Source organism: Fructilactobacillus hinvesii, assembly GCF_024029435.1.
In the GTDB taxonomy this organism is placed as follows: Bacteria; Bacillota; Bacilli; order Lactobacillales; family Lactobacillaceae; genus Fructilactobacillus; species Fructilactobacillus hinvesii.
The window spans coordinates 250,048-270,529 of the sequence record NZ_CP097118.1; the positions used below are offsets into that span (position 1 = coordinate 250,048).

At 46.0% G+C, this 20,482-nt stretch carries 17 protein-coding genes and 1 tRNA gene; 2 read left to right on the forward strand and 16 right to left on the reverse strand.

Annotation, left to right across the window (positions count from 1 at the left end; genetic code table 11):
- Positions 1–318: 318 nt before the first annotated feature.
- The 5 genes from M3M39_RS01185 to yycF are packed head-to-tail and all read right to left on the reverse strand — an operon-like array spanning position 319 to position 5,858.
- Positions 319–1,122: an MBL fold metallo-hydrolase gene (locus M3M39_RS01185; protein ID WP_252797416.1), complete on the reverse strand. Its 804-nt coding sequence runs from the start codon at positions 1,120–1,122 to the stop codon at positions 319–321.
- Positions 1,122–1,961 carry a two-component system regulatory protein YycI gene (locus M3M39_RS01190; protein WP_252797417.1) on the reverse strand — a complete coding sequence of 280 codons (840 nt, stop codon included), beginning with the start codon at positions 1,959–1,961 and terminating at the stop codon, positions 1,122–1,124. Before M3M39_RS01190 ends, M3M39_RS01185 begins: the two co-directional genes overlap by 1 nt.
- Entirely contained in the window at positions 1,961–3,286 is a 1,326-nt protein-coding gene (locus tag M3M39_RS01195) for a YycH family regulatory protein (protein ID WP_252797418.1), read from the reverse strand. The genes M3M39_RS01190 and M3M39_RS01195 overlap by 1 nt, the downstream gene beginning before the upstream one ends.
- On the reverse strand, positions 3,270–5,114 hold the full coding sequence (gene walK, locus M3M39_RS01200) for a cell wall metabolism sensor histidine kinase WalK (RefSeq protein WP_252797419.1): 1,845 nt from the start codon (positions 5,112–5,114) through the stop codon (positions 3,270–3,272). Before walK ends, M3M39_RS01195 begins: the two co-directional genes overlap by 17 nt.
- A gap of 30 nt (positions 5,115–5,144) precedes the next feature.
- Positions 5,145–5,858, reverse strand: coding sequence for a response regulator YycF (gene yycF, locus M3M39_RS01205; RefSeq protein ID WP_252797420.1), 714 nt, complete (start codon positions 5,856–5,858; stop codon positions 5,145–5,147).
- A gap of 210 nt (positions 5,859–6,068) precedes the next feature.
- Between yycF and M3M39_RS01210 the strand changes: the two genes are divergently transcribed.
- Together M3M39_RS01210 and M3M39_RS01215 are read left to right on the forward strand one after the other, a co-directional pair.
- Positions 6,069–6,141: transfer RNA gene (locus M3M39_RS01210), tRNA-Lys, on the forward strand.
- A 121-nt stretch (positions 6,142–6,262) separates the two neighbouring features.
- Entirely contained in the window at positions 6,263–7,177 is a 915-nt protein-coding gene (locus tag M3M39_RS01215; RefSeq protein ID WP_252797421.1) for a prenyltransferase, read from the forward strand.
- A 44-nt stretch (positions 7,178–7,221) separates the two neighbouring features.
- Here the strand turns inward: M3M39_RS01215 and M3M39_RS01220 are convergent, their stop codons facing one another.
- From M3M39_RS01220 to recF, 11 genes are all read right to left on the reverse strand, one after another.
- Positions 7,222–8,166, reverse strand: a complete 945-nt coding sequence (locus M3M39_RS01220) for a DMT family transporter (RefSeq protein ID WP_252797422.1) — start codon at positions 8,164–8,166, stop codon at positions 7,222–7,224.
- Positions 8,167–8,290: 124 nt separating this feature from the next.
- Positions 8,291–9,262 carry a GMP reductase gene (locus tag M3M39_RS01225; protein WP_252797423.1) on the reverse strand — a complete coding sequence of 324 codons (972 nt, stop codon included), beginning with the start codon at positions 9,260–9,262 and terminating at the stop codon, positions 8,291–8,293.
- Positions 9,263–9,396: 134 nt separating this feature from the next.
- Positions 9,397–10,803: a replicative DNA helicase gene (dnaB, locus tag M3M39_RS01230; protein ID WP_252797424.1), complete on the reverse strand. Its 1,407-nt coding sequence runs from the start codon at positions 10,801–10,803 to the stop codon at positions 9,397–9,399.
- Positions 10,804–10,836: 33 nt separating this feature from the next.
- On the reverse strand, positions 10,837–11,289 hold the full coding sequence (gene rplI / locus M3M39_RS01235; protein ID WP_252797425.1) for a 50S ribosomal protein L9: 453 nt from the start codon (positions 11,287–11,289) through the stop codon (positions 10,837–10,839).
- A gap of 48 nt (positions 11,290–11,337) precedes the next feature.
- Entirely contained in the window at positions 11,338–13,362 is a 2,025-nt protein-coding gene (locus tag M3M39_RS01240; RefSeq protein WP_252797426.1) for a DHH family phosphoesterase, read from the reverse strand.
- 151 nt (positions 13,363–13,513) lie between these two features.
- Positions 13,514–13,765 (reverse strand): 30S ribosomal protein S18, encoded by a 252-nt coding sequence (gene rpsR / locus M3M39_RS01245; protein WP_252766546.1) that lies wholly within the window; start codon positions 13,763–13,765, stop codon positions 13,514–13,516.
- Between the two features lie 41 nt (positions 13,766–13,806).
- Positions 13,807–14,325 carry a single-stranded DNA-binding protein gene (ssb, locus tag M3M39_RS01250; protein ID WP_252797427.1) on the reverse strand — a complete coding sequence of 173 codons (519 nt, stop codon included), beginning with the start codon at positions 14,323–14,325 and terminating at the stop codon, positions 13,807–13,809.
- A 29-nt stretch (positions 14,326–14,354) separates the two neighbouring features.
- Positions 14,355–14,648, reverse strand: a complete 294-nt coding sequence (rpsF, locus tag M3M39_RS01255; protein ID WP_252797428.1) for a 30S ribosomal protein S6 — start codon at positions 14,646–14,648, stop codon at positions 14,355–14,357.
- A gap of 191 nt (positions 14,649–14,839) precedes the next feature.
- Positions 14,840–17,335, reverse strand: a complete 2,496-nt coding sequence (gene gyrA, locus M3M39_RS01260) for a DNA gyrase subunit A (RefSeq protein WP_252797925.1) — start codon at positions 17,333–17,335, stop codon at positions 14,840–14,842.
- Between the two features lie 73 nt (positions 17,336–17,408).
- Positions 17,409–19,358, reverse strand: a complete 1,950-nt coding sequence (gene gyrB, locus M3M39_RS01265; RefSeq protein ID WP_252797429.1) for a DNA topoisomerase (ATP-hydrolyzing) subunit B — start codon at positions 19,356–19,358, stop codon at positions 17,409–17,411.
- 14 nt (positions 19,359–19,372) lie between these two features.
- On the reverse strand, positions 19,373–20,482 hold the full coding sequence (gene recF, locus M3M39_RS01270) for a DNA replication/repair protein RecF (RefSeq protein ID WP_252797430.1): 1,110 nt from the start codon (positions 20,480–20,482) through the stop codon (positions 19,373–19,375).

A 20,482-nucleotide genomic window follows, 5' to 3' on the forward strand; every position in this document is an offset into this window, starting at 1 on the left:
GTTACCCAAACTTATCAACAACACCTGTGGATAACTGCAAACAATTTATCAACCAGCTTTCTCCCCCATCATTCTGGGATTTTCTCATCAGGCTTAACTTTATCCACAAAGTTATCCACCGAAAAATTTCCTTTGTAGTTTCTCTTAGGATTTTTCCCAAACTTTTCGGTCGTGAAACTTTTTTTGTTCGTAATTATTGCCAGTAACCGCTACGAGAAACTCCCTTCTACCATATCATTTTTAACAGTTTGGCCGTGCTTTAATGGCATCACGAAAAAAAGACGGAGCAACCACGTGCTCCGTTTTTTTTCTAACTGACTATAAGGTAATTAAGGGAGATGGTTTTTCGACGTCAGTATCAAACAACTGAAAGTCCCGACCAACCCCTAGCCCATTATTTTGCATGATTGAAGCCACCGTTAAACGAGCTAGTGCCTTCGTGTTATTGTGATGACTTCGGTGGGCCAAAAAGATCCGTTTGGTGTTTAGCCCCATTACGTCCATTAAAATTTCCGTACTGTCCTGGTTCGAAAGGTGTCCGGTGGAGCTATTAATCCGCAGTTTCGTCGAATACGAATAGTCCCCATTCATCAACATTTCTGGGTCATAATTACACTCAAATAAGTACGCATCGGCATTCCGAATTAGCCCGGCTACATGATCAGAAACTGAGCCAGTATCCGTAATAATCACAAAACTTTTACCGTTGTGGTGATAATTATAAAACTGAGCGTGCGCCGCATCGTGGGCCACCGTGAAACTTTCAACATCCAAATCACCCCAGAGTTCTGTTGTATCCGGATCAAAAATGTATTTTTGCTCCACTGGGATGGGACCGATTTTACCGTCCATGGCCCGCCACGTTTCTTCATTGGCGTAAACATTCATCCCGTACTTACGAGCGAGAATCCCGACTCCCTTGGCGTGATCTGTATGTTCGTGAGTCACGAGCATCGTATCAACATCGTTCAGATCCTTTCCGATTCCTTCCATCAAGCGCTTGATCCGAATCCCAGATAAACCAGCGTCTTGAATCACTTTATGTTGTGGCGTTTCGATATAGGTACAGTTTCCACCACTACCACTTGACAACACGCTAATTTTAAAATCGTCCGCACTCATTAATTCCCCACGCTTTCTACTTTTGCTTTTCCATTTTGTTGCTCCTGGACCTTTTCCGTGCTAACTGAGGCTCCGTTAAAGGCATTGATTCGTTTAATCTGGACCTGCGAGTTGGTCTTATTGTTGATTGCAATTACCCAGGTTGGAATATAAACTTCCTTCCCACTAAGCTCCAAAAAGCGCGTATACGCCAGTTTTTTCCATAAAATTTTAGTGTTGTTTGGCAATTCATTGTATTGGTACAGACTAATTACCGCCCGTTCCTCCGTGATCAAATCGTTCTTTTCGTGCAAAATCTTAACGTCTGCTAATTTTCGCTGGTTATAACCCACCACGTGTTGATCTGAGACGCTAAAGGTGATGCGCGCATTCGGCGAGAAAAAGGGGCCTTCCTTGCCTTGCTGGGCATACACCACCTTAGTTGCACTCGAAAGGTCCGGATCGTAACGGTACTCGTCGGCATCCAGAACAAAGCCCTGCTGTTTCATCAAGCGATTTAACGTCCGTTCTGGATGCCGAGTATCCACCTTCACTGGATTTTTAAAATCACTGATGATGGCTCCGTCTTCATTGCGCGCACTTTGATTTTTCAACGTATTTAACCGGTCACCAAACTGAGTTTGCGGTTCTGCGGACAAATAGTAGCCGGTTTGCTTGGTTGTACTCAAGCGTCCAACCTTAATGTTATCACGCTTCATGTCCCGGACAATCGCACTGTTAACGCTCCCTGCATTTTCGCTGTCATCTTGAACCTTGCTGTTCTTGGTCATCATGAACAAGAACACGTCAATCACGATAAAAGCAATCAAGAAGATTCCCTGAATTCGTTTAAAATTCATTAGAAGTTCTCCTTTCGGACTTTCTCAAAGTTGCCCTGCTCCAAATCCAAGTAATTAATCCACTGGTTGTCATACTTCACAAACCAGCTTGGTCGCAAGAGAATCAGTAGTTTATGATCATCGTTTGGAACAATTTGATACCCCAGCTGAACGTTACTAATCCGCTTGATATCAACGTTAGCGTTCATTAACTGACTCAAAAGCTCCTTACTACTTGGCAGGGTCGTTTGTTGTTCTTCAGTCGGAACTGGAATTTGAAAATCGCGGAGGGAGAATTGGTACCGTTCGGTTGTGCCGTTCACAAATTGATACGAGTAGTTGCCCAGTTGTTCGTTTCCAAAAATCGGGAATCCATCAATAAAGGACCGGTAAACCACCGTTTTATCCTTGTTTTGGTAGGTATCAAATTGAGAAGACGCTAAAGGAACTCCCAGTTGGACCGCATTGTGATAAGCAACTTGAAGAGCATCCGCTTCCGTCTTGACGGATTTTTGCGGCCGAAAGTTGTTATAAATCACATCATCATTAGCAGTAAAAGTCAGATCCTGGTTCGCTGACGAATAAATCGTGTCCCCCTGGTGGTGCTTAACGGTTGTATCCGTGCTGTTCCCGATGATTCGGCTTAGATACGTTGACTGCGACTGTTCTTGTAACATATAACCGTAATCTTTAAGTTTAATTTCGTGTGGAAAGTAGAGAAACGGCTTGTTGTTCAAAGCACGAATCTCCACGCGATTGCTCACCACATCATGGGTAATGGTGCGCTGCAGTTGCTTGAGATTCAAGTCCCGAATGTTCGCTGCGTACACCTGGTAATGATTATCGTTAAAAAAGTAAATCTTGCCCTGCTCATGCAATGAAATCACAATTCGTTCAAACCGCTGTTGCTTAGAGAAGAGGCCTGCTTGGTTTAACACCCGTCCCAGTACTGGGCCGGCCAAAACATCGTTATAGTTCAACATCAACGAATCTGGCTGGTTTAACAGGTCAAAGTACCGTTGCTTCTTATGATTACTAACCCGCTTGAGGTTGCTCATCTCGGAACCTCGCAACTGTTTAACCAACGCTGCCACAATGTTGGTAGTGGGAGACGTCAGCATCCGTTGGTGCTCATGATCATCCGTCTTCACCACCCGTAACGGGGAATAAACGTCCTGAAACGGCCGGGAATTCATGTCGTTGTGTAGCGCAACCGAACGGTTCTGGTGCGTCTTACTGCTAAACCGGGCGGGATTCGTCAGCAACGAAACCGATAAAACCACGCTGATTAGGACGGCCAGCGTAAGCGACAGTGGTAATAAATAGCGTTTAAGCTTCTCCATCATCCCAAAGGTCCTCCTCAATTGATTCGTACGGAAGTGAGATATAGAAGGTCGAACCGCGGCCTTCCGTACTTTCTACCCGAATGGAACCACCAAATGATTCAATGATTTCCTTCGAAATGGCAAGCCCGAGCCCACTTCCTCCTTGCGCCCGTGACCGTGCCTTATCAACCCGATAGAACCGGTCAAAGATGTGTTTTAAGGCACTCTGTGGCATTCCCAGTCCTTGATCACTAATGCTCAGGATAATCCGGTTATGGTCTTCATACAGGCGACAGGTAATTACCCCGCCATCGGGTGAGTACTTCACGGCATTGTTCATAATGTTATCAATCACCTGGGTAAAGCGATCGGGATCGATTTCTGCCCATAAGTCCTGCTTAGTAAATTCCCGCTTAATCTGATAATGCTTTTTATCATCGTTTTTTACGATCATGTCAAACCGATCAAGAATGTAGTTAAAAATTTTATTGATATTAACCAGTTCGCTATCGTACTTCTGGGTTCCAGAATCCATCCGCGACAGGGTCAAGAGGTCGTTAATCATCCGAATCATCCGATCAGTTTCGTCCTGGGTCACTTGCAAGAATTTCGGTGCTAATTCCGGATCCTTCCAAGCACCGTCAGCAAGCGCTTCTAGGTAAGAATGCACACTGGTCAACGGGGTTCTTAGTTCGTGTGAAACATTTGAAACAAACTGCCGCCGATCCTCATCAATCTTTTGTTGCGCAGTAACGTCATGAAAGACACACACCAGTCCGTTGATAAAGCCGGACTTGCGTTGAATCAACGAAAAATGGGCAGACAAAATCAACCGCCGATCCGCCGTCGAAAAGTCCAAGTAAACCTGACCCGGGTCTTCAATTAAATCCCGCAGATTATACTGATCCTCTAACTTTAAGACCTGCAAAATGGGTTGCCCGACCACGGCCTGTTTCGTGGTGTTTAGCAGTTCAATTGCTTCGTCATTTACGATTGTGACCAGCCCCCGCCGGTCGGTAGCCACCACGCCGTCCGTCATGTTATCCAACACCGAATCGAGTCGGCGTCGCTCGGATTCCGTTGATTCCTGGGATTCTTCCACCTGCACGGAGAGGTTATTAACGGCGTGCGCTAGTTGACCCAGCTCATCATTTCCATAAACCTGCACGTGCCCAGAGTAATCCCCCCGGGCAATTTGTTCGGTTTGCCGCTTTAGTTCATCAATTGGTTTGGTAATTGCACGCGAAATAATCAACGTTAGCAGGAGTCCCAAGATGATCGACAGCACCGCCGCAAACAGGTAAATGATCGTAATGTTATTAATATTTCTGTAAACCTGGCTTAAATTAGCCCGGATGTACACGACCCCTTCGATGTTATTTTGGTTCTTAGAGCTGTTAATCAGCGGGTTTACCTGAATGTAGTACCGATTATTGTTACTAGAGGTCGTTTTTTCAATCGTTTTACTACTATAGAGGGCAGTTTTGATGTCCCCGTCGGTATTCTTTTGTCCGACTAACGACTGTTCGTTATTTTGATTGGTCCCCCGGATGTTACCGCGGGCATCGACAACCGTCACTTCAGCATTGTTACTAACATCAGCATCCTGTAGAATCGTTTGAATCTGCTTGTTAGCTTTAATCTGATTTCGGCTGGCCAATTGTTTTTTAAGTGACGTATTAATGTACGGCTTCAGTTGAATTGATTCCTTAAACGTGTTGAGGTTTTGGTATTCAAGTTGGCGCACAAAGACCGCTCCCACGGTTTCCAGCGTGAGCAGCATCATTAACACGAAGACCAGCGCAATTTTAAAGTGAATGGATTTAAAGAACTTCCATTTTTGGGCCATCATGTTACTCCTTTAGCATCATTCACCCGGTTACTTTCCTTCCGGTGTGTCTCTGACGTAGTAACCCACGCCCCGTCTCGTCACTAACCACTGCGGGTGACTCGGATCATCTTCAATCTTTTCGCGTAACCGACGCACCGTAACGTCCACGGTTCGCACGTCTCCGAAGTAGTCGTAACCCCACACCGTCTGCAACAAATGTTCCCGCGTCATCACTTGCCCACTGTGTTGGGCCAGGTAATGAATTAACTCAAATTCCCGGTGGGTCAAGTCAACGGGAGCTCCGTCTTTTGTGACCGAGTAGGAATCAGGATGAATGGTTAGGTTCCCAATCGTAATGTCATGTTGTTCGTTATCGTCTGGTCCCGTAGCCTCATTAGCAACGGATTGTCGCCGTAAATTAGCTTTCACCCGGGCCACTAACTCCCGGTTCGAAAACGGTTTGGTGACGTAGTCATCCGCCCCAATTTCCAGACCGAGTACCTTATCAAGTTCAGAATCCTTAGCGGTGACCATGATAATCGGCATGTCATGGGTTTTGCGAATTTCCTTAGCGACCTCTAATCCGTCCATCTTGGGTAACATCAGGTCCAAGATCACTAGGTCGGGATGATCGTCTTCCACCTTGGCGAGGGCTTCTTCTCCGTCATAGGCAACGATCACGTCGTAACCTTCTTTTTCTAAACTAAATTTTTCAATATCTGTAATGGGTTTTTCGTCATCAACGACTAGTATTTTTGCCATTTTGTTAATGCTCCTATCGTTAATTTTGCGATTTTAAAACAGGAATTGATTAAGACTTACACAATTGCTCAATCATGATTAGTATATCACATCTGCTGGAGGGTCCCGGATTCGCTCCCCTGCCTCGCAGGGAAAATGGGGTAATTTTTTCGAAAAAAAGGTTGCACGTTTAAAGAGTCCATGCTAATATAATACATGTACTTTTGATTCGGGCAGTTAGCTCAGCTGGCAGAGCAACGGACTCTTAATCCGTGGGTCCAGGGTTCGATCCCCTGACTGCCCATCTTACAGAACGACTATCATAGTCGTTCTTTTTTTATGCTCATTTTTCGTAGCACTAGTGATGGGTTACAATGAAAGAAACCAGTGATTATTAACTTAGTTTTTCAAAGGAGATTTTACTAATGAAAAAGTGGCAGCAAATTGCCAAAATCACACGCTTGCACTCGCTAATTGCGTCCGTTCTACCGTTTTGCTTGGGGCTGTTATTCGCCCTCTTTCGCTATCAGGAACTGAACGTCTTAAATAGTGTGATTTTCTTTTTAATTACCTGCCTGATGCAGATCATCGTAAACCTGTTTGACACCTATAAGGACTACAAAAAGGCAGTCAAGTATCACCTCAACCAAAAGGCGGATGGAATCTTCACGAAGGTTCAGGATGAAAACGCTGCCCGGCACTTAAAATGGGCAATCTATGTATTGACTGCCCTGGGCGCCCTGTTAGCTCTGTGGTTGGTGCTACGGACGAGTCCCGTCATTTTAATCCTTGGCTTAACCGGAGCTGCCGTCGGCTACCTGTACAGCGGAGGTCCGCATCCGATTCAAAACGGTCCGCTGGGCGACGTTGCCTCTGGCATTATCATGGGCTACATCATCTCGCTGGCAGCCGTCTTAATCAACATCTCCTCTGGCCAGTACAGCTGGAGCATCGCCGGGGAAATGATCCTCGTGGCTGGAATTGCAGTCTGTGCCATTACCAATATCAGTCTCGCAAACAACCTCTGTGACTACGACGAGGACATGAAGTTTCATCGCTTCACGAGCGTCAGTTACCTTGGTAAAGAAGGAACGTTACGCTTCTACGCTCTTAACTACCTCATTGGTTACATTTGTGTAGTAGCCTCCATTTGCCTCAACTGGCTGCCGTTTTCTACAATCTTAGTCGTAGTTACGATCCCACTAGTGATTAAAAACACCCGGCGTTTCTTCGAAGTTCAGAGTAAAGAGAAAACCTTTGTCCTCACCATCCGCAATGACATTGCCATCACCTTGATGGTCGTACTTGCAGCCATCATCTATTTCTTTTTCCAAGTCTAAACTAAAAAAGTGGAGCTCCAGGGTTAACCTGGAACTCCACTTTTTTATTGATTAGCTTTAGCATCAAGGCGATACCCGTACAACGTGATTAACGAACTAATGATGATAATGGTAACCCCAATGATTGTAGGTAAATTAATGTTTTCCCCGATCAGGAAGAAGGCAAAGATGGGTGACAAAACCGGTTTAAAGAAAAAGACCAATGAGGCCATCGTAACTCCACCTTCCTGGAGGGCCAGGAAGTAAAAGGCAAAGCCACCTCCGGTCACGGCCACCCCGACGAATAAAATAATCCAGAGGTTCGGGAGGTTAACGTTCGTGAAAATCGGAATATCAGCAAACGACTTTAACCAGCTGACGGATCGCATGCCCGCTGCAATCGGAGGAATCTTCGTAATCAAAATTAACACTAACAATTCCAAAGCCCCAGCAATAAAGGTAAAACTCGTCATTACCACTCCGTCTAGTTGCACGCGCAGAGACGAAGCCTGGGACATGATACTGTAAAAACCAAACGTGGCGGCTGCCAGAATGGCAAAGAAAATTCCCAGTGGATCCGTCAGTTTAAAGGGATCAACGATGACCAGTAATCCAATCACCGATAGAATCAGTGAGATGATGTCTGATCGTGAGAAATTTTCATGCAAAATCAGATAAGCAAAGATCAATGCAAACACTGGATTACAGCTAAACAGGACGGCCACAATTGCCGGTTCTCCGTACTCAATCGCCAGCTGATAGAGCGTCATTGAGATGACCACGCATAAGAAGCCGGTTAGAGAGAACACCTTCCAATCCGACCAATGAATCTGGCGGTGTTGCTTTTTTAAATGCGAAAGCGCAAACGGGAGAATTACCAGTCCCCCGAGGGTAAACCGAATCAAATTTAACTGAATCGGATTAAACTGATTCCCGGCGGACTTTAACGCAATTTCCATTAAACTAAATAGAACGGTTGAAAATAAAACATAAATTAATGATTTTTTCATTTGTCTGAATTCCCCTCTTCCTTTCCAAAATACAAAAAAAGCGGAGAAATTGCAAATTCAGCTCAAAAAAGCAGGATTACCGTATTGGTAATCCTGCTTTTTGTTTCATGTGAAACAAGGACAATTAGTCCCCGTTATAAATGGTATCCTTAACAATCACGTAATCAACCGTGCGCAGGGCTTTTAAATCACGGCCTCCTGCGTAGGAAATCGACGACTGTAAGTCTTCTTTCATTTCTTGTAACGTATCGTAGATGCTGCCCTTGTAAGGCACCAGCAACTTCTTACCTTCCACGTTGTGGTAAGCACCCTTTTGGTATTCAGAGGCCGAACCAAAGTATTCTTTGTACTTATGACCGTCTTCTTCTACTTCTTTTCCAGGTGATTCTAAGTGCCCGGCAAACATCGAACCAATCATGCACATCGTAGCGCCAAACCGAATGGACTTAGCGATATCACCGTCCGTCCGAATCCCACCGTCGGCAACAATTGGTTTTTGGGCTGCTTTAGCGCAGTACCGAATGGCAGCTAATTGCCAACCACCCGTTCCAAATCCGGTCTTCACCTTCGTAATGCAGGCTTTTCCGGGACCAACCCCTACTTTAGTGGCATCCGCTCCGGCATTTTCTAACGCCCGCACCCCTTCAGGAGTTCCTACGTTTCCGGCAATTACAAAGGAATTGGGTAATTGTTCCTTGATGTACTTAATCATTTTAATCACTGAATCCGAGTAACCATGGGCAATATCAATTGTAATGTACTCTGGTTCCAGCTGGTCGGCAGCCAAACTAGCGATAAAGTCATATTCACCCGGTTTTACTCCCACACTAATGGAGGCAAATAAATCCTGGTCATGCATTCGTTTGACAAAGTCATGCCTGGCTTCCGGTTGAAAGCGGTGCATAACGTAGAAATACCCGTTTTGTGCTAACGAAACGGCAAGATCTTCGTTAATGACGGTTTGCATGTTAGCGGGGACCACTGGCAATTTAAACTGCCGGCCTCCAAATTCAACCGTCGTATCGCATTCACTCCGAGAGTTCACGATACACTTGTTAGGAATCAATTGAATGTCATTATAATCAAATACTTCCATGGTTCACTCTCCTAATCACGAACATTAATGATTTTAAATTTTCTTTCATTCGCGGACCTTTAATATCATACCGAAGCCACTCCTAATAGTCAATGAAACGAGCCCACAAAAAAACGAAGCCCCACTAGGCTTCGTTATTCTTGTGCGTTTGAAAGCGACGCAAACTTATTAAATGATTTAATGAACATTAATTTAACCGTTCCTCGAGGACCAGACCGGTTCTTTTCAATAATTACTTCAACTTCTCCGTAATTATCGTTATCAGCTTCTCGTGGATCCTGGTTTTCGTCATCTTCATTACCACCATCCTCACGATCATAGTAATCATCCCGATACAAGAAAGCCACGATGTCTGCATCCTGTTCAATCGAACCCGATTCCCGGATATCAGACAATACCGGCCGTTTATCCTGCCGTTGTTCCACTCCCCGCGAAAGCTGGGAAAGTGCAATGATCGGAACCTGCAACTCATTCGCAAGTTTTTTTAACTGCCGCGAGATTTCTGACACCTCTTGTTGCCGACTTTCCCGGGTGCTCCCTTCAATTAACTGCAGGTAGTCAATTACAATCAGGCCTAAGCCCCCATCAGGATCGCGGTCCGCCTCTCTTTTTAGGCGGCGACAGTTCGCTCGAATCGAAGCAATCCGAGCTCCCGGAGTATCGTCGATAAAAATATTGGCCGTTGCTAACGTCCCAATGGCAATCGTTAGGTTATTCCACTCGTCAGAACTCAATTCTCCAGTCCGCAGGTGGTTTGCATCAATGCTTCCTTCAGCACAAAGCATCCGGTTCACTAACGATTCCGCACTCATTTCCAAACTAAAGAGGGCGACCGTTTTATTGGTCTTCACCCCCACGTTTTGGGCGATGTTAAGCGCAAAGGCCGTTTTCCCGACGGCCGGCCGGGCCGCCAGAATCACCAATTCTCCCGGGTGTAGTCCGGTGGTCATCTGGTCCAACGCCTTGTAGCCGGTCGGCAAGCCCGTCACATCATCCCCGCCGTTTTCGGCCAGTTCATTGATATTTTCAAAGGCTTGGTCTAACACATCGCGGATCGGCTGAAAGCCACTCTGATTCCGATCCTCAGACACATCCATGATTTCTCGTTCCGCGTTATCAAGGAGGGTGTCTAAGTCTTCATCCTCATCGTAACCATCCGTTGCGATTTTCGTGGCCGTTTGAATCAAGCGCCGCAGGGTCGCCTTCTTTTTGACAATCTTTGCGTAATACGTCAGGTTAGCAGCGGTTGGAACCGATTCTGCTAGCTCGACAATGGCAGACACGCCCCCAACGTCTTCCAGTTGGTTCTGACTCTTTAAGCGGTCGGTGACGGTCACCGCATCAATTCCTTGGTCTTGATCCGCAAGGTCCATCATTGCCTGAAAAATCAGTTGGTGCGCTCGTTTATAAAAATCATCCGGCTGCAACAGTTCCATTGCATCGGGCAGGGTGGTCGGGGCCAAGAAAAGCGAACCAAGCACGGCCTTTTCCGCTTCAATGCTATGCGGTGGCGTGTGGTCCGTTAACACATCGTTATTCATACTCCAACCCTTTTCTCCATGCTACTAGTCAGCCTATTTTTCGGCAATGTGAACCCGGATTCTTCCCGTTACCTCGGGGTGTAACTTGACGGGAACGTTACTGTAACCCATTGCTTTAATTGGTTCGGCTAGTTCAATCTTACGTTTGTCAATTTTAACTTGGTATTGCGCAGCGAGAGCTTGAGCAATTTGCTTGCTGGTAATGGAACCAAACAGCCGTCCTTCCTTACCGGACTTCGCTTTCAATTCCACTATCGTGTCATCCTTTTCTAAAAAGGCTTTGAGTTGCTTAGCTTCGGCTAACTCTTCTTCCGCATTTTCAGCGGCATGTTTTTGTTGGGCCTTCACCCGGCTCACCGCTGACTTAGTTGCTGGTTCGGCGAGGCCGTTCTTAATCAAGTAGTTTTGGGCGTAGCCCGCTGGAACCTGCTTGATTTCTCCTCGTTTTCCTTTACCACGAACGTCTTCTAAAAAAATCACTTGCATAATGATCCACTCCTTTGGTTTTAATGTAACAAATTTACTGTAATTCTGCTATCCTGCTGACGCTTCATTTTCGGTTAAACTTTCCTGAATCGTCGTTTTCAAAAGCTCACTGGCTTCTGCCACCGTCTGATCTTTAATCTGAGTGGCTCCAGCCCCCAGGTGGCCACCTCCACCCAGCTTTTCCATAATGATTTGAACGTTAATCTGCCCGTTACTACGTGCGGAAATTCCCACGTTACCATCGTAACGGCGAAAGACAACAAACGACGCCTCAACCCCGTCAACGGACAGTAAGGAATCAACGGATTTCGCCGCCGTCACGGAATCATACTGCACCTCATCTTCCGCCGTAATAATTGCGATCTGATGGTTATTTTCAAACTGGACCAGCGAAATCAGATGGTTCTCATCCATGTAATTTTTGACGTTTTCTTTCATGAACGACGAAATCTCATCCACGTTGGCACCAGCTGACCGTAAGTAACTGGCCGCGTCAAACGTCCGGGTTCCGGTCTTAACCGTAAAGGACTGCGTATCTACCACAATCCCAGTTAACATGGCCGTAGCCTCCAGTTCGTTCATTGGATCAGCTGACTGAGACTGATATTCAAACATTTCGGTGATCAGTTCACAGGCCGAAGAGGCGTACGGTTCCACGTAAGCTAGTAATGGATTAGCCGGAAATTCCTCGCCCCGACGGTGGTGATCAATGATAATCACCCGGTTCTCTAACTTTTGATACAAGTCCTGCGCAATCCCAATCTTGGGATTTGAGTGATCCACCATAATCAGCAAACTATCATCCGTTGCTTGCTTAGCCGCCTCATCGGGGGTAATCATGGCATTTTGAATGTCTGGATACGCTTGAATCATGTCTAACAAACGACGGATGTCCGTGTGAACGTCCTGATCGTCAAAGACGATGTAACATTCCTTCCCGTTCATCTGAGCAATCCGCCGAATCCCCATGGCAGCCCCTAAAGAATCCATATCCGGTTGCTGGTGACCGTCAACAAAGATTTGATCAGCAGTGCCCATTAACTGGACGAGTGCGTGGGTAATCATCCGCGCCCGCACTCTGGTTCGCTTTTCCATCGGGTTGGTCTTTCCCCCAAAGAAGATGGCCTTGCCATCCTTTGATTTAATGACGGCTTGGTCCCCACCCCGACCCAGCGCAAGATCTAAGTTACTCTGCGCTAAATCAGCAAGTTGATTCAGGTCGGTATCTCCATAGGCAATTCCAATGCTCAGGGTAATCGGGAAGTTTTGTTGAACGGTACCCTTGCGAATCGTATCTAACACGTTGAACTTGTCATTTTCAACGTCTTGTAACGACTGCATGTACATCATGATGGAGTAGTGTTCAGCATCAATCCGTTTAAGGTAAATCCCATATTCTTGCGCCCACTCCGTTAACTTATTGGTAACGTAGTTTCGTAAGTTCGAAATTTCTTGGTCTGACATCGATTGGCTGACCTCATCAAAGTTATCAAGGTAGATTTCCCCAATGGCAACCTTCTCATTTTCATACTTTACCTCTAAGTCTGCGTAGTGGGTAATGTCCATTAGGTAAATGGTGCGATACTGGTGCTGGATCAAAAAGTTAAAGTAGTGCCCGTTCCAAGCTGCTTCAAACGATTGGTTTTGGTCCCAGTTCTTTTTAATCAATTCGGCCAACTGTGGTGCCACCTGTTGAATCTTTTTCCCCACCACGCGCTCCGTTTGAAAGTAAGGCTGAAGGTAGGGATTAATCCAGCTAATTAGGTTGGAGGAATCTAAAATTAGTACTCCCAGTGGCATTTCTAAAAGCGACTCCTGTTCGCCCCGGTTAATTAAATACGAAAGGCGATCCATATAATTACTAGCCACTTGTTCCACGATGTTAAGCTCTTTAATAATAAAGAAGAGCCCTACACAGGCTAAGATGAGGAGGAATAATCCCACCCAAATATTGTACAAGAATGCGATTACAAGCCCCAATACCAAATTCAAGGTAATGAAAATGGCAATATTACGCAAATGTTGATTATGCATAAACGGGGGCAACGCTAAGGTTGTTTTTTCCTTTTTCATCATTTTCTCCTTTGCAAATTGTGGCATTGTTAAGCTATATTTTATCACAATCTTGCCGTTAAACTGGCCTTAATCCCAAACAAGCTCACTTTCCCGGCTTCAAAACCATAAAAAAAGAGCCACTCTCAAGTGAGCAGCTCTAATTTAACCATTAGTCTTCAACTACAAATGGTAACAAGCCCATAATCCGAGCTCGTTTAATCGCAATGGTTAATTTCCGTTGGTTCTTAGCGCTAGTTCCCGTTACTCGACGAGGTAAAATCTTACCCCGTTCGGAGATGAACCGCTTTAATAAATCAACGTCTTTGTAATCAATGTATTCAATGTGGTTAGCAGCGATGAAATCAACCTTACGACGGCGACGTCCACCTCTTCTACCTCTTGAGTGTCTTTGTTCAGGCATGTCTTTTCCCTCCTCGTTCGTTAATCGAATTTTACCATTCCTTAGAACGGCAAATCGTCATCGGAAATATCAATTTGGTCTCCTGAACCCGCAAACGGATCAGCGGAATTATCGTTGCCATTCTGGTTATTATTAGCCGGATTAGCATCGGATTGCCCACCGAAGTTATTGGATTGGGGAGTTCCAAATGGATTTTGTTGTGGAGCCTGGTTGCCCATGTTGTTCCCTTGTTGCCCCCCATTACGGGGTTCTAACAGGGTAAAGTTTTCAACAACAACTTCCGTTACATAAACTCGTTGACCCTGCTTATTTTCGTAGTTACGGGTCTGTAATCGACCTTCTACTCCCAGCAGGGAACCCTTATGAACGAAGTTAGCAAGGTTTTCAGCTGATTTCCGCCAAATAACACAGTTAACGAAGTCAGCTTCCCGATCACCATTTTGGTTGGTGAAGCGACGGTCAACCGCGAGGGTAAAGGACCCAACGGCTGCGCCACTTTGGGTGTATCGCAAATCAACATCACGTGTTAAACGTCCGGTTAGGACAACGGTATTAATCATACTGAAACGCTCCTCTCGTTTTAAAACAACTATTTATCACGTTTAACAGTCATTTGCCGTAAAATATTGTCGCTAAACTTAGCTAACCGGTCGAACTCGTCGATGGCTTTGCTGTCTTCAGCGGTCAAGTTAACAACGTGGTAAATTCCTTCGTTGAAACCATCAATTTCGTAAGCAAAACGCCGCTTTGACCAATCCTTTGAATCGATCAACTTGGCACCATTGTCAGTCAAAATCTTGTCGAACCGTTCTACTAAAGCAGTTTTAGCAGCATCGTCAAGATCAGGACGGATGATGTAAGTAATTTCGTATTTGTTTTCCATGAATCTGCACCTCCTTATGGACTTTCGGCCCTCCAACAATTTGAAGAGCAAGGGTTGTAGCCTAACCCAAGGTTAACCTACAGATTAACATTATAGCATTGGTTCTGGTTCTTGACAATCCCACGAATGTGATTTAGCGATACTCCTTAAGATACGCAAAAAGGATCCCAAATTGGCATCCTTTTTTTTAATTATTCAAGTTCAGAAGAATCTACGGGAGCTGGTTTGGTTGCATCAGCTTCATCCTCATCGTCATCTGCTTTAGCAACCAGAGCCATCGTGGCTACCTTTGCGTTTTCGTCAATCCGAATCAGGTGAACGCCCAGCGTTACCCGTCCCGTTTGCGAAACGTCATTGGTGGCAAAGCGAATCATGACCCCTTGGTCGGTAATCAGCATAATGTCTTCGTCCCCCATTACCACTCCTAATCCTACGATTGGACCGTTTTTAGCGGTAACGTTGGCCGTCTTGATTCCTTTGCCGCCCCGCCCCTTAATTGGGTAATCGCTCACCGGGGTGCGCTTTCCGTATCCTTTTTCAGAAATGACAAAGACATCACCATCCGGAACTAAAACATCGGCCCCAATCACAAAGTCCTGGTCGCGCAGTTTAATTCCGCGGACTCCAGTGGCAGATCGACCCATGGACCGCACTGCATCCGCCTTAAAGCTGACGGCGTACCCAAGGTGAGTTCCAATGATAACGTTATCGGTTGCACTAACTAGTGACACCTTGATTACTTCGTCGTCATCGCGCAGATTAAGGGCCTTAAGTCCGTTGTTTCTGATGTTCACAAATTCTGCAAGGGGCGTCCGTTTAACCGTCCCCTGCTTCGTCGTAAAGAACAGATCCTTATCGGCCACTTCATCCGTATCACTAATGTCTAATACGGTTTGAATTTTTTCATGCTCGCCAAGTTGCAATAGGTTCACAATCGGAATTCCCTTAGCAGAGCGCCCGTATTCTGGAACCTCATAGGCCTTCATACTGTAAACCTTGCCGGCCGTCGTAAAGAACAACAACAAGTCATGGGTTGACCCAACTAACAGATGCTCAATGAAGTCATCCTGGTTCACACCCATCCCTTTAATCCCGCGTCCTCCTCGGTTTTGGGTCTTAAAGTCATCCGTTGGAATCCGTTTGATATAGCCGTTGTGAGTCAACGTCATCGTCACGTTTTTGGCTTCAATCAGGTCTTCGTCTTCGATGTTAGTGATTTCTCCCACCATCAATTCGGTCCGTCGTTCATCCCCAAATTTCTTTTGGATTTCTAACAGTTCGTTGTAAATGATGGAATTAACCCGTTCGTGATTGTTTAAAATATCTTCGTAGTCTTTAATTTGTTCTAGCAGTTTCTGGTGTTCGTCGGTGATCTTGCCTCGTTCCAGACCGGTTAACCGCACCAGCCGCATGTCCAAAATGGCCTGGGCCTGTTTGTCATCTAAGTCAAAATTATCAATTAACTGTTGCTTGGCAATTTCACCGGTCTTGGAACTCCGAATAATCTGAATCACATGGTCAATGTGGTCTAAAGCAACTAACAAACCGGCCAAAATGTGAGCACGTGCCTGGGCTTTTTTCAGGTTAAACCGGGTTCTTCTGGTAATTACGTCTACCTGATAATCCAGGTAGTTATTCAGAATCTCCTTTAAACTGAGAACCTTTGGCGCTCCGTCACTAATGGCTAACATGTTGAAGCTATAAGAAGTCTGCATCAAGGTCATTTTGTAGAGGTTATTCAGTACCACTTCAGCACTAGCATCCCGACGAATTTCAATGACAATCCGCATTCCTTCTCGGTCGGACTCGTCGTTAATTGCCGTAATGCCACTAATCCGCTTATCGCGAACTAAATCTGCAATCCGCTCGATTAGCTTAGCCTTATTAACCATGTAGGGTAATTCGGTGGCAATGATGGTTTGCTTGCCGTGCCGATCTTCTTCAATATCGACCTTGGCCCGGACCACAATGTTCCCACGGCCTGTTTCGTAGGCATGCCGAATCCCGGACTTACCCATTACAATTCCACCGGTGGGGAAATCAGGTCCTGGCAGAGCTTCCATCAATTTGTTCACACTGGCATCCGGATTCTTCATCAGGATGTGAATGGCCGAGATGACCTCACTCAAATTGTGGGGCGGTATATTCGTAGCCATCCCGACGGCAATTCCCGTCGCCCCGTTTAAAAGCAGGTTTGGAATCCGAGATGGCAACACCACCGGTTCCCGTTCCGTTCCGTCGTAGTTTGGTGAAAAATCAACCGTATCTTTGTTGATATCGCGCAACATTTCTAGTGCGATTTTACTAAGCCGGGCTTCAGTATACCGCATGGCTGCTGCACCATCACCGTCGACAGAACCAAAGTTTCCGTGTCCATCAACTAACAGATACCGATAGCTGAAGTCCTGTGCCATCCGTACCATTGCTTCGTAAATGGAGGCGTCTCCGTGGGGGTGATATTTCCCCATGACGTCCCCTACAATCCGGGCCGATTTTTTATACGGCTTATCGGGAGTAACCCCCAATTGGTCCATTCCGTATAAAATCCGCCGGTTAACCGGCTTTAAACCGTCTCGCACGTCTGGAAGCGCCCGCGCCACAATGACGCTCATTGCATAGTCTAAAAACGAGGATTTCATCTTTTGGGACAATTCCACATTTGTAATTCTCGTTTCTGGTGTTTCCATCTCGTTTGCCAAGTAACTTGCCTCCGTTCCCCATTAGGTAACCCTGTTTCTCGTTTGTTTCACATGAAACAATTTAAACATCGAGGTTTTCTACGAACTTCGCGTTTTCTTCAATGAATTGTCGCCGGGGGCCCACTTTTTCACCCATCAGCATTTGAAAGGCCGCAGCGGCTGCAGCCGCATCATCAGAGGTAACCCGTAGTAAACGGCGATTAGCCGGATTCATCGTGGTTTCCCATAATTGTTCGGCATCCATTTCTCCCAGCCCCTTGTACCGTTGAATCTGAGCCTTGGGTGAGGCTGGCAGTTCAGCTAACAACTGTTGTAATTCTTCGTCAGAATCCACGTAACGCTGAAATTTATTTCCCTGTCGAACCCGGTACAAAGGTGGCTGCGCAATGTAAACGTAGCCCTTTTCAATCATAGGCCGCATGAAGTTATAAATTAACGTCAATAGTAACGTTTGGATGTGTGCCCCGTCGACATCGGCATCCGTCATGATGATCAGTTTGTGATAATTGACCTTTTCAATGTCAAATTCATCGCCAAAGCCGGTCCCCATAGCCGTAAATAACGAGCGAATTTCCTCGTTGGCTAAAATTCGATCCATCGTGGCTTTTTCCACGTTCAAAATCTTTCCTCGAATTGGCAAAATAGCCTGTGTTAAGCGGGACCGTCCCTGCTTAGCAGAACCACCGGCAGAGTCTCCTTCGACAATGAAGAGTTCGGAAACGTCTGGATCCTTACTGGTGTTGTTGGCTAACTTACCCGGAAGACTATTAATTTCTAACCCGCTCTTTTTCCGGGTTACCTCGCGAGCTCGTTTAGCAGCGGATCGTGCCTTGGCTGCCAGCAATCCCTTTTGTACGATTTCCTTAGCAACCTGGGGATGTTCATCCATAAACTTTGAAAATTCCTGGCTAAAAACGTGGTTTGTCGCGGTCCGCGCGTCAGAATTTCCTAATTTAGTCTTCGTTTGCCCTTCAAACTGAGGATCTGGGTGCTTAACGCTGACAACGGCCGTCAACCCTTCGCGAACGTCTGGACCCGTAAGGTTATCCTCGTTATCCTTTAACAAATTATTATTACGAGCGTACACGTTAATAATCCGGGTCAACGCCTGCTTGAACCCCTCTTCGTGGGTTCCCCCTTCGTAGGTGTTGATGTTATTGGTGAAGGTTTTCAGCGTACTGTGATAATCATCAGTGTATTGTAACGACACCTCAACTGTAATGTCGTTTTCCATTCCTTCCACGTAAATCGGATCTTTAAATAACGGTGAACGATCGCGATCGAGGTAGTCCACGTAATGCCGAATTCCACCCTCGTAGTGAAAATCGTGTTCAATCGGTTCCTCTGGCCGCTTATCTGTAATCGTAATCCGGAGCCCCTTGTTTAAAAAGGCGAGTTCTCGAACCCGAGTGGTCAAAGTTTCCATGTCATAAATAGTGGTTTCGGTAAAGATGTCTGGATCAGGCAGAAAATGTACCTTCGTTCCGTGTTCATCCGTTGGTGCTTCCCCCAACACCTTTAAGGGTGTGTGGACGTGACCGCGGACAAAGTCCATGTAGTAGCGTTTTCCGTTTCTCGTGACCTCTACGGAGAGGCTCTCAGACAGAGCATTCACAACCGAAGCTCCCACTCCGTGCAAACCACCAGAAACCTTGTAACCGCCACCGCCAAACTTTCCCCCGGCGTGCAAAATCGTGTAGACCGTTTCTAAGGCTGATTTTCCGGTTTCTTTTTGGGTATCGACGGGGATTCCCCGCCCGTTATCGCTCACGGTGATGCTGTTGTCTTTTTCAATGACAACGTCAATCTGGTCCGCAAATCCGGCTAACGCTTCGTCAATTCCGTTATCGACAATTTCCCATACTAAGTGGTGAAGTCCCTGAGAATTGGTTGCCCCGATGTACATTCCAGGCCGTTTACGAACGGCTTCTAGTCCCTTTAAAACCTGAATTTGACTCGCATTATAATCGTTAGCTCGTTCTGCCTTAGTCTCTTCTGGTCGCTCTGCCATGTCCATCCTCCTACTTAAATAATCGTGCCAGCTTGGATTTGAAACAAGCGGGGGTCTTTGATTAATTCCGAAGACACTCCACTTAAACTGGTCGTAGTTAAAAACGTCTGTACTTTATTTTGAATCGCCGTTAACAGATGCGTCTGGCGGATTTCATCTAGTTCTGATAAAACGTCATCAAGCAAGAGCACCGGGTACTCCCCGGTTTCAGCTTTCATTAAATCAATTTCTGCTAGTTTTGTAGCTAACGCCGCCGTCCGTTGCTGCCCTTGGGAACCAAAGGTTGCAACGTCTTTGCCGTTTACCAAAAACCGTAAATCATCGCGTTGGGGTCCATATAAAGTGGTCCCCTGTTGAATTTCTTTAGTCTGATTATCAGTAAATTTCTGTAAAAGCGCCGCATAAATTGTTTCGACACTGGTCAACTGGTCCTTTGGTAATGCGGTTGAATAGCGAAAGCGCAGTTCCTCACGTTGCTGTGAAATTTCAGCATGAATGTCCTGTGACCACTTTTGCAGGCGCCCTAACAATTCCACCCGCTGAAAAATAATCTCTGCTGCGTACGCCGCCAACTGGTCTGATAGTACGGTTAGGTAGACCTGATCCTGCGCCTGCTTAAAGTGCAGTTGTCGTAAATAAGCGTTGCGCTGCTTCAAAATGTGACGGTACTGGCTAACGTTATACAAGTAACGGTTGCTCATCTGGCCAAATTCAATGTCCATAAAGCGACGCCGCACCTGCGGGGACCCCTTCACCAACTTTAAATCTTCTGGCGCAAATAAAATCACGTTGAGTTCCCCCACATAGGTTGACAGTTTGGCCTGTTCGATGTGATTAACCTTGGCCTGTTTGCCGTTGGAACTCAACCGTAATTCAAGCTGGGTCTGTCCCGTTTGTCTGGTAATTTTACCCCAAAGTGACGCCGTCTTATGGTCCCACTGCACCAGATTACGATTATTACTAGTGCGATGACTTCTGGCCAGGGCCAGCACGTAAATTGCCTCTAGTAAATTAGTCTTTCCTTGAGCATTTTCACCAATTAAAACGTTGACTCCTGGTGCAAAGTGCACATCTAACTGGTCATAATTACGAAAATTACGCAGCTTTAGTTCGTCAATCCGCAT

What these genes read in the sequence shown, in the direction of transcription:
- M3M39_RS01185 (WP_252797416.1), bottom strand. Translation starts at nt 1,122, where the DNA reads ATGAGTGCGGACGATTTTAAAATTAGCGTGTTGTCAAGTGGTAGTGGT.
- M3M39_RS01190 (WP_252797417.1), bottom strand. Translation starts at nt 1,961, where the DNA reads ATGAATTTTAAACGAATTCAGGGAATCTTCTTGATTGCTTTTATCGTG.
- M3M39_RS01195 (WP_252797418.1), bottom strand. Translation starts at nt 3,286, where the DNA reads ATGATGGAGAAGCTTAAACGCTATTTATTACCACTGTCGCTTACGCTG.
- walK (WP_252797419.1), bottom strand. Translation starts at nt 5,114, where the DNA reads ATGGCCCAAAAATGGAAGTTCTTTAAATCCATTCACTTTAAAATTGCG.
- yycF (WP_252797420.1), bottom strand. Translation starts at nt 5,858, where the DNA reads ATGGCAAAAATACTAGTCGTTGATGACGAAAAACCCATTACAGATATT.
- M3M39_RS01215 (WP_252797421.1), top strand. Translation starts at nt 6,263, where the DNA reads ATGAAAAAGTGGCAGCAAATTGCCAAAATCACACGCTTGCACTCGCTA.
- M3M39_RS01220 (WP_252797422.1), bottom strand. Translation starts at nt 8,166, where the DNA reads ATGAAAAAATCATTAATTTATGTTTTATTTTCAACCGTTCTATTTAGT.
- M3M39_RS01225 (WP_252797423.1), bottom strand. Translation starts at nt 9,262, where the DNA reads ATGGAAGTATTTGATTATAATGACATTCAATTGATTCCTAACAAGTGT.
- dnaB (WP_252797424.1), bottom strand. Translation starts at nt 10,803, where the DNA reads ATGAATAACGATGTGTTAACGGACCACACGCCACCGCATAGCATTGAA.
- rplI (WP_252797425.1), bottom strand. Translation starts at nt 11,289, where the DNA reads ATGCAAGTGATTTTTTTAGAAGACGTTCGTGGTAAAGGAAAACGAGGA.
- M3M39_RS01240 (WP_252797426.1), bottom strand. Translation starts at nt 13,362, where the DNA reads ATGAAAAAGGAAAAAACAACCTTAGCGTTGCCCCCGTTTATGCATAAT.
- rpsR (WP_252766546.1), bottom strand. Translation starts at nt 13,765, where the DNA reads ATGCCTGAACAAAGACACTCAAGAGGTAGAAGAGGTGGACGTCGCCGT.
- ssb (WP_252797427.1), bottom strand. Translation starts at nt 14,325, where the DNA reads ATGATTAATACCGTTGTCCTAACCGGACGTTTAACACGTGATGTTGAT.
- rpsF (WP_252797428.1), bottom strand. Translation starts at nt 14,648, where the DNA reads ATGGAAAACAAATACGAAATTACTTACATCATCCGTCCTGATCTTGAC.
- gyrA (WP_252797925.1), bottom strand. Translation starts at nt 17,335, where the DNA reads ATGGAAACACCAGAAACGAGAATTACAAATGTGGAATTGTCCCAAAAG.
- gyrB (WP_252797429.1), bottom strand. Translation starts at nt 19,358, where the DNA reads ATGGCAGAGCGACCAGAAGAGACTAAGGCAGAACGAGCTAACGATTAT.
- recF (WP_252797430.1), bottom strand. Translation starts at nt 20,482, where the DNA reads ATGCGGATTGACGAACTAAAGCTGCGTAATTTTCGTAATTATGACCAG.